The 1775-nt window shown below is 73.3% G+C and carries 3 protein-coding genes; 2 read left to right on the top strand and 1 reads right to left on the bottom strand.

The genetic code is table 11. The features are described 5' to 3' along the window. Positions 1-137 precede the first annotated feature (137 nt). Positions 138-413, bottom strand: a complete 276-nt coding sequence (locus AOK22_RS38545) for a hypothetical protein (protein ID WP_063795426.1) — start codon at positions 411-413, stop codon at positions 138-140. 156 nt (positions 414-569) lie between these two features. Here AOK22_RS38545 and AOK22_RS38540 point away from each other — a divergent pair, with 156 nt between their 5' ends. Further along, positions 570-1199, top strand: coding sequence for a TetR/AcrR family transcriptional regulator (locus AOK22_RS38540; protein WP_055703279.1), 630 nt, complete (start codon positions 570-572; stop codon positions 1197-1199). 235 nt (positions 1200-1434) lie between these two features. Beyond that, on the top strand, positions 1435-1775 hold a 341-nt coding region (locus AOK22_RS38535), incomplete at its 3' end, for a LysE family transporter (protein ID WP_157872434.1).

The following is a 1775-nucleotide window of genomic DNA, read 5'->3' as shown; positions in this document are numbered from 1 at the left end:
GGCCAGCAGGGCGGCGGCGCCGAGGACGCCAAGTCGAGTGAGCACGCGAGTCCTTCCGTAACCGGTGAGGTGGCGGAAGTATCGCGGGACCGGAGGGGCGAGCGCTACGAGGCGTGGCGCCGCATCCGGCCGTGCGGCTACGACGCCTGGCGCCGCATCCGGCCGTGCACGGCCACCGCGAGCAGCGCGCAGCCGAGCGCCCCGACCACCAGGTCCGTCCACGCGGGCGCCCCGGCCTCCCGCAGCAGCGCGGAGACGCCGAAGCTGGTGTCCCATCCGGCCTCGGTGATCGCGGAGCCGAAGCCCTGCACGACCAGGATGACGCCGAAGAGCGCGAAGAGGCCCTCGGGGGAGGACTTCTTGGTGTTGGTGTTGGTGTTGGTAGGGGTGGGGTCGTTGGTTCGCGGTGCCATGGGCGTGTCTCCCCGAATGTGGTGGTGGCCGTGGATGCCACCTTTTCCGATGCGGTCGCATCAGATCATGCATCGGCGTCAGGATACGATGCAACCGCATCGAAAACTTCAGGCCCCGGCCCGACCGCCCGACGTTCCTGGAAGGAGCCACCGCACGTGCCCAGACAGGTCGACTACGAGGACCGCCGCAGCCGCATCGCCGAAGCGGTCTGCGTCCTGATCGCCCGCTCCGGCATGGAGTCCGTCAGCCTGCGCGACGTCGCCGCCGAGGCGAAGGTGTCCATGGGCGCTGTCCAGCGCTGCTTCCGCACCAAGGACGAGATGCTGCTGTTCGCCCTGGAGGGCATCTCGCAGCGGGTCGGCGACCGGGCCAGGGCCCGCATCGAGGCCTCGGACAGCCCGGAGTCGGCCGTGACCCTGCTCGACCGCACCCTGTCGGCGCTCGCCCTGGTCGATCCGCAGGACCGGACGGAGGCACAGGTCTGGGGCGCCTTCGTCGCCCAGGCGGCGGTCAGCGACCAACTGGCGCCGGTGCTGCGCGACACGTACACGAAACTGCACGAACTGCTGGTCTGGCTGATCGGCTACGGCCAGGACACCGGCGAACTGGCCCCCGCCCTCGACCCGTCCGCCGAGGCCCACACCCTGCTCGCCCTCACGGACGGCCTCACCGCCCAGGTCCTGGTCGGGCACCACACACCGGAGTCGGCGCGAGCGGTCGTGCGGGAGCATGCGGATGGGCTGATGGCGGAGCGGGGCGGTGGAGGGGTGATGGTGGAGGGGTGACGGACGGTCCGGTAGGCGGGTGGTCCGGTAGGTGGGTGGTCGGGTAGGCGGGTAGTCAGGTACGTGGGCGGGTCGGTGGTGCAAATCGGTTGCCGCTCGCGCCGCGCTCCCGGGAAGCTTCGGCCATGACCACGACCCCGGCGCCCGCCGCCCTGCCGCTGACCGTCCCCGCCGTCCGACCGGCGCGGGTCCAGCAGCAGACCGGCCGACCGCGAAGGCCGATGCCCGCGCGCGCATGAGCGCCGTCCTGGTCGCCGGCCTCCTCGCCGGGTACGGCATCGCCATACCCGTCGGCTCCGTCGGCGCCTACCTCGTGGCCCTCAGCGCGCGCACCTCGCTGCGGACCGGCTCCTGCGCCGCCCTCGGCGTCGCGACCGCCGACGGCCTCTACGCCCTCGCCGCCGCGGTCGGCGGCGCCTCGCTCAGCCGCTTCGTCACCCCCGTCGTCGTACCGCTGCGCTGGGCCTCGGTGCTGGTGCTCCTCGCTCTCGCGGCACGCGGCGCGGCGGTGGCGGTGCGCGAGTACCGCGGGCGTGCCACGGCTGCCGGGCGGACCGGCACCCCGCCCGGCCCCGC

This window comes from Streptomyces silaceus (genome assembly GCF_001419745.1).
GTDB classification, from domain to species: Bacteria; Actinomycetota; Actinomycetes; order Streptomycetales; family Streptomycetaceae; genus Streptomyces; species Streptomyces silaceus.
Note: the sequence above shows the minus strand (reverse complement) of the source record. Positions and strands in the feature narration are given on the sequence as shown.

Coding starts and splice junctions, on each gene's coding strand:
- AOK22_RS38545 (WP_063795426.1), bottom strand. CDS start 413: ATGGCACCGCGAACCAACGACCCCACCCCTACCAACACCAACACCAAC.